The sequence below is a fragment of the Pseudomonas sp. genome (genome assembly GCF_036387035.1).
In the GTDB taxonomy this organism is placed as follows: domain Bacteria; phylum Pseudomonadota; class Gammaproteobacteria; order Pseudomonadales; family Pseudomonadaceae; genus Aquipseudomonas.
Genome location: NZ_DASVUM010000184.1, coordinates 1 through 6,103, shown reverse-complemented (window position 1 = coordinate 6,103; position 6,103 = coordinate 1). Strand labels below are relative to the sequence as shown.

The 6,103-nt window shown below is 57.0% G+C and carries 7 protein-coding genes, 1 tRNA gene and 1 pseudogene; all 9 read right to left on the bottom strand.

The features are described 5' to 3' along the window. Positions 1–50 precede the first annotated feature (50 nt). Positions 51–126 (bottom strand) — tRNA-Lys (locus tag VF672_RS17500). 63 nt (positions 127–189) lie between these two features. Beyond that, a complete protein-coding gene (queC, locus tag VF672_RS17495) occupies positions 190–864 on the bottom strand; it encodes a 7-cyano-7-deazaguanine synthase QueC (RefSeq protein WP_331105816.1) in 675 nt (224 codons plus the stop codon). Positions 865–879: 15 nt separating this feature from the next. After that, positions 880–1,527, bottom strand: coding sequence for a 7-carboxy-7-deazaguanine synthase QueE (queE, locus tag VF672_RS17490; RefSeq protein ID WP_331105815.1), 648 nt, complete (start codon positions 1,525–1,527; stop codon positions 880–882). 179 nt (positions 1,528–1,706) lie between these two features. After that, positions 1,707–2,525, bottom strand: coding sequence for a tol-pal system protein YbgF (gene ybgF, locus VF672_RS17485; RefSeq protein WP_331105814.1), 819 nt, complete (start codon positions 2,523–2,525; stop codon positions 1,707–1,709). Between the two features lie 6 nt (positions 2,526–2,531). Next, positions 2,532–3,035 carry a peptidoglycan-associated lipoprotein Pal gene (gene pal, locus VF672_RS17480; protein ID WP_331105813.1) on the bottom strand — a complete coding sequence of 168 codons (504 nt, stop codon included), beginning with the start codon at positions 3,033–3,035 and terminating at the stop codon, positions 2,532–2,534. A gap of 53 nt (positions 3,036–3,088) precedes the next feature. Further along, positions 3,089–4,369 (bottom strand): Tol-Pal system beta propeller repeat protein TolB, encoded by a 1,281-nt coding sequence (tolB, locus tag VF672_RS17475; RefSeq protein WP_331105817.1) that lies wholly within the window; start codon positions 4,367–4,369, stop codon positions 3,089–3,091. Positions 4,370–4,386: 17 nt separating this feature from the next. Then, positions 4,387–5,478, bottom strand: a complete 1,092-nt coding sequence (gene tolA / locus VF672_RS17470) for a cell envelope integrity protein TolA (protein ID WP_331105812.1) — start codon at positions 5,476–5,478, stop codon at positions 4,387–4,389. Beyond that, on the bottom strand, positions 5,478–5,942 hold the full coding sequence (gene tolR, locus VF672_RS17465) for a protein TolR (RefSeq protein WP_037014073.1): 465 nt from the start codon (positions 5,940–5,942) through the stop codon (positions 5,478–5,480). Before tolR ends, tolA begins: the two co-directional genes overlap by 1 nt. A 14-nt stretch (positions 5,943–5,956) precedes the next feature. After that, positions 5,957–6,103, bottom strand: a pseudogene (locus tag VF672_RS17460) (protein TolQ); the annotation flags it as partial.

Genomic DNA, 6,103 nt, shown 5'->3' with positions numbered 1-6,103 from the left:
AAAAAAAATCTGGAAATCCGCATTCTCATGGGCCTTCCAGATTTTCGAAATGGTGGGTCGTGTGGGATTCGAACCTACGACCAATTGGTTAAAAGCCAACTGCTCTACCAACTGAGCTAACGACCCGCTTCGTTGTGGCGCGTATATTACTGATATTTCACAGTAATTCAACACCTGAGACGAAATATTTTAAAAATAACGCGTCGGGTCCGTCACACCTGCCGCTGCGAACCCTTCCGCGCGCAGGCGGCAGCTGTCGCATTTTCCGCACGCACGCCCCTGCTCGTCCGCCTGATAGCAGGAAACCGTTAGCCCGTAATCCACGCCCAAACGGGTACCGGCCTTGACGATGTCCGCTTTGCTGAGCATCTGCAGCGGCGCCTGTATGGTGAAGCCCTGCCCTTCAACGCCGGCCTTGGTCGCCAGGTTGGCCATGCGCTCGAACGATTCGACGAATTCGGGACGGCAATCCGGGTAGCCGGAGTAATCCACGGCGTTGACACCAATGAAGATGTCACGAGCTCCCAGCACTTCGGCCCACCCCAGCGCGAGGGAAAGGAAAACAGTATTGCGCGCCGGCACGTACGTGACCGGGATGCCTTCGCCCGGCGTCTCCGGCACAGCGATGCTGCTGTCGGTCAGTGCGGAGCCGCCGATGCCGTTGAGGTCAAGGCCGATGACCTTGTGCTCGATGACGCCGAGATCGGCAGCAACCCGTGCCGCTGCCTGCAGTTCGGCGCGGTGCCGTTGGCCGTAGTCAAAGCTCATGGTGTAACAGCTGAAGCCATCCGCTTTGGCCATCGCCACCACGGTGGCCGAATCCAGGCCGCCGGACAGCAGGATTACCGCTCGTTTATCATTCATCGATTGCTCACTCATTCAGCGCCCCGGCTCGTCATCCCAGAGAATTTTGTGCAACTGCAATTGCAGACGCACCGGAAGGTTATCGGCAACGATCCAGTCGGCCAGGTCTCTGACGTTGAGATCACGGTGGACGGGGGAAAACAGCACTTCGCCGGCGCGACGCTCCAGACCGTATTGAATGATCTTAGAGACGGCCCAGTCGTAGTCTTCCCGCGAGCAAATGACGAATTTGACCTGGTCGTTGGCGGTGAGCAAATCGATGTTTTCGTATCGATTGCGCGTCACTTCCTTCGAGCCAGGGGTTTTCAGATCAACCACGCGACTGACGCGGGCATCGACTTTGGAGATGTCCAGCGCGCCGCTGGTCTCCAATGAGACCTCGTAGCCCGCATCACACAGCCGCTTAAGCAAAGGGATGGCGTTGGGCTGAGCCAATGGCTCGCCACCCGTCACGCAAACATAACGCGGACGGTAGCTGGCAACCTGCTCCATCAAGGAATCGAGGCTCTGGATCGTTCCGCCAGTGAATGCGTACTCGCTGTCGCAATAACCACAACGCAACGGGCAGCCGGTGAGTCGCACGAACACGGTGGGCAAGCCTGCCGTCCGCGTTTCACCCTGCAAAGAGTAGAAAACTTCGGTGATACGTAATGTGTCTTGCATAGGGGCCACGGGCGTAACGGCTAAACAGGCCATCCGCCTCCGTCAGGCACTTCTGTGCACCCTGCACACGCAGAATCCACAGAAGCGAAATCAATACCGGAATTTCGGGGGCGGAATTCTAACGAAGAAAGCCGCGCAATGCGCGGCTTTCTTGAATCAGCGGTCAGATTGACGGGCAATCAGAGGCGCTGCAGGTCCCGTTGTGCCAGCTGAGCAGCTGAAGTGCCAGGGTATTGGGCGACGACTTGCTGAAGGATGCCCTTCACTTTGTCGGTGTGGCCCAGGCGACGTTCAACGTCCGCCAGCTTGTACAGGGAATCAGGCACTTTGGCGTGCTTTGGGTAAAGCTGACTGACCTTGGCAAAGGCCTGACCGGCACCTTGTAAGTCGCCTTTGGCCAGATTCACTTCACCCAGCCAGTACTGAGCGTTGCCCGCGTACTGACTGTTGGGGTATTTGCGCAGGAATGCCGCAAACGCCTGGCTGGCCTTGTCGAAATCCTTCGCTTTGATCAGGTCGAAGGCAGCGTCGTAATAGAGCTTTTCTTTCGCTGGATCACCGGGTTCGCTGCTGGCTTGAGGAGCCTGTGCAGCAGGGGTGACGGGTGCTCCGCCGGCATTGGCGCCGCCGTCGGATGCAGAATTGTTGGTCGCTGATGCAGCAGGTGCGCCGCCAGCTCCGATACGTGAATCCAAATCCTTGTAACGATCCAGCGCTTCTTGCTTCATCTGCTGGATATCGTTCTGCTGGACTTCCACTATCCCGCGCAAACGCGAAATCTCGTCCTGCATCTGCTGCAACTGCATGAACAGCTGACCTTGCGCCGAAGGTGCGGTCGTAGCCGCACCTCCGGCGTAGGCGCCAGCCGTACCATAACCCGACGGCGGATAACTGCTACCAGCAGAGCCAGAGTTGTCATCGACCACAGGAACCGCACCCATCGCTGCAAGAGGAAGGGTGAGAGCCAAAACGGTTAAAGCACGGCGGCACGTTCGCATGTCAAATTACTTACGCAGTTCGACGCGACGGTTTTGAGCCCACGATTGCTCGTCGTTACCGGTAGCAACTGGACGCTCTTCACCGTAGGAAACGACTTCCAGCTGAGCTGGCGAAACGCCTTGCAGAACCAGGTAGCGTTGAACGGCTTTCGCACGACGCTCGCCCAGGGCCAAGTTGTATTCGCGAGTACCGCGTTCGTCGGTGTTGCCTTCCAGAACTACGCGAGCGCCGTTGGCTTTCAGGTCTTTGGCGTGAACGTCCAGAGCGCGCATGGCTTCTGGTTTCAGGTCAGAACTGTCGTATTCGAAGTAGAAAGTAGTGATAGCGCGCAGAGCAGCTTCTTCGCTCAGGCTGCCATCAACAGCGCCAGAGTTAGCGCCGTAACCAGCGTTAGGATCTACAGCAGCGCCGCCAGCACCGGCATTGTCGCCGCCTTTGGACGAGCAACCTACAGCTACAGCCATGGCCAGAGCCAGCGCAGCAAATTTACCAAACTTCAGCATTTCCATCGTAAAACTCCTAATGAACCCCAAGTGTGTTAAGTACAACGTAAAGCGCCGCGTCAGTTCAGGTAAGGGGACCAGGAAGGTTCTCTGACTTCGCCTTGAGCGGTAGGAAGCGGGAGCCTTACGCGTCCGTTAATGGACACGAGCATCAAGACTCCCCGGCCCTGCTGGCGGGTGGCGTAGATTACCATGGTGCCGTTAGGCGCAACAGTAGGCGACTCATCAAGGTTGCTGTCTGTGAGGATTTTTACGCTACCGCGTTGCAAATCCTGAGCCGCGACCTTGAAGTTGGTGAAGCCATCCTGACGATGGATCATCACCAGCGTCTTTTCATCCGCCGATAACTTAGGGTTTGCATTGTAGTTACCGATGAAAGTAACGCGCTCTGCCCCCCCGCCATTAATACTGGTTTTATAAATTTGTGGCTTGCCGCCCCGATCGGACGTGAAGTAAAGCGTCGAGCCGTCTTTACCAAAAAACGGTTCGGTATCAATGGAAGAATCATTGGTCACGCGTGACAGCTGACGCGACGCCAGATTCATTACATAGATTTCCGGGTTGCCGTCTTTGGACAACACCATGGCCAGCTTGCTGCCGTCCGGAGACCAGGCAGGCGCGCCGTTCAGGCCTTCGAAGTTGGTGATCTGCTCGCGACGACCGGTGTCGATGTGCTGAACAAAGATGCGCGGACGCTTCTGTTCGAACGACACGTAGGCGATGCGCTTGCCGTCTGGCGCAAAGCGTGGTGACAGGATCGGCTCGCGCGATTGCAGCAACGTGACAGCGCGTGCGCCGTCATAGTCCGAGCGCTGGAGCGTGTAGCGCGTGTTGTCGGTAGAGAAACGTTCAGCTGTGACGTACAGCATGCGAGTGGAAAACGCACCCTTGATGCCGGTCAGCTTCTCGAAAGACTGGTCAGCAATATAGTGCGACATGTCACGCAACTGGTCAGCAGTGCCTGAAACATTACCGGTCAGGACCTGCTGCTCGGTGGCAACGTTAAACAGCGCGTATTGAACCTGCAGGCGACCGCCCGAAGGAACAATGCTGCCAACCATCACATATTGCGCACCCAGCGCTTTCCAGTCACGAAAGATGACTTCGCTCGCCTGGCTCGGCTGGCTGATCATGTTTTCCTTTGGAATCGGCGAGTAGTAACCCGAGTTCTGCAGGTCGCTGCCGATGATCTTGGCCATGTCTTCCGGCAGTACGCTGCCGCCCTGCAAACCAAACGGCACGACCGCAATAGGCGTGGCGCGGTCACTGCCGCTTGTTACCAGAATGTTCTTTTCGTCGGCAGCGGCGAAACCCGCTGCGCAACACAGAACGACAAGCATTCCTCGAAGAAGGTTAATCACAAGGCTAGGTCCTCAGGTGTGAATGTCATCTTGAATGAACGGTAAGGTGCGAAGTCCGAAGGCTTCATCCCCTGCATCTCTGTCAAACGACCAATATTCTTGACCGCCGCTACTGCTGAACTGTCGAAAGGACCGTCGCCGCTGGACTTGCTGACGCTGACCGAAGTCACAGTGCCGTCCGGCAACATATTGATCTGCAAGACGACTGTCATGCCCTTGCGCGCAGAAGGTGGGCGTGCCCAGCCTTCAGCCGCCCGCGAGCGAATCAAGTCATCGAAGCTACCGGCCACTTCGTCTCCGCGCTCATCTGCCAGTGCCTGTTGGCGTTCCGGCTTGTCGGAAAGCAGGTCGGCCAGTGCTTGCGCCTTCTTGTCTTCCGCGGACTTGCGAGCAGCGTCCTGGGCTTTCTTCTTCGCGTCTTCGGTCGCCTTCTTCTTGGCATCCTCAGCCGCTTTCTTCTTGGCGTCTTCCGCAGCTTTTTTCTTGGCGTCGTCAGCAGCCTGCTTCTTCGCGTCCTCGGCAGCCTGTTTCTTGGCTTCCTCGGCGGCCGCGCGCTTGGCGTCTTCCTCGGCTTTCTTCTTCGCGTCGTCTTCAGCTTTCTTCTTGGCTATATCAGCCAATTGTTTCTCTTCGGCGGTTTTCTTCGCGTCATCCGCTTTTTTGGCTTCGGCTTTCTTGGCGTCTTCCGCAGCTTTCTTCGCGTCGTCGGCTTTTTTGGCGTCGTCAGCCTTCTTCGCTTCCTCGGCCTTTTGTTCTTCGGCTTTTTGAGCGGCATCGGCTTTCTTTTGTTCCGCCGCTTTCACCGCCTCTTGCTCAACTTTTTTCTGCTCCATCTGCTCGACTTCGGTTTGTCGAGCAGCGGATTTCTTCGCCTCACCGGCAAGCTTCTGGTTGGTCTGGGTGGTTGCCTGACTTTTTGATTTCAACTGATAGAGCGTGGCCTGAACAATGGGTTTGGCTTCAGGGAGCTCAGGCGTCATCGCAAAGCTGACGAACAACAAACCAAAAATCAGGACGTGCAGTCCCACCGCCCAGACGGACGGCCAGAAGTAGCTTTCCGAGGCGGACGGCTCTCGAATCGGCTGCATCAGGGGGCCTCGGTAATCAGACCAACATTCCCGACCCCGGCCTTCTGCAATCCACCCATCGTGCCCATGACAGCGCCATAGTCGACGGTCTTGTCGCCACGGATGAACACTTGCGTCTGCTTGCCGGCGTCACGACCGGCCGCGATGATTTTGGTCACCGCGCTGGTCAGTTGCGGCAACGTCATTGCCTTGTCCATTTGCTTGTCGGTGTCGACTTCGCTGCCAAGGTTCCAGTAGTAGGTCTTGTCAGCCTTGATCGAGATCGTCAGGACCTGATTGTTGTTGTCCTGCGGCAAAGCCTCGCTGGAGACCTTGGGCAGATCAACTTTCACGCCCTGATTAATCATCGGAGCCGTCACCATGAAGATGACCAGCAGCACCAGCATCACGTCGATGTACGGCACTACGTTCATTTCGGCGACCGGCTTGCGCTTGTTGCGTCGGCCGCGAGCGATTAAAGCCATTGGGAAATACCTGCTTATTCTTCGCTGGTGTGCACTTTGCGGTGCAGGATCGCCTGGAACTCGTCGGCGAATGTGTAGTAACGACCGATCAGGTTCTCGCCACGAGCGGCGAAACGGTTGTATGCGATGACCGCAGGAATCGCTGCGAACAGGCCAATGGC

Excerpts from the sequence above, each read along its gene's own strand:
- tolR (WP_037014073.1), bottom strand. The coding sequence starts at position 5,942 with ATGGCTTTAATCGCTCGCGGCCGACGCAACAAGCGCAAGCCGGTCGCC.
- ybgF (WP_331105814.1), bottom strand. The coding sequence starts at position 2,525 with ATGCGAACGTGCCGCCGTGCTTTAACCGTTTTGGCTCTCACCCTTCCT.
- queE (WP_331105815.1), bottom strand. The coding sequence starts at position 1,527 with ATGCAAGACACATTACGTATCACCGAAGTTTTCTACTCTTTGCAGGGT.
- tolB (WP_331105817.1), bottom strand. The coding sequence starts at position 4,369 with ATGCTTGTCGTTCTGTGTTGCGCAGCGGGTTTCGCCGCTGCCGACGAA.
- queC (WP_331105816.1), bottom strand. The coding sequence starts at position 864 with ATGAATGATAAACGAGCGGTAATCCTGCTGTCCGGCGGCCTGGATTCG.
- tolA (WP_331105812.1), bottom strand. The coding sequence starts at position 5,478 with ATGCAGCCGATTCGAGAGCCGTCCGCCTCGGAAAGCTACTTCTGGCCG.
- pal (WP_331105813.1), bottom strand. The coding sequence starts at position 3,035 with ATGGAAATGCTGAAGTTTGGTAAATTTGCTGCGCTGGCTCTGGCCATG.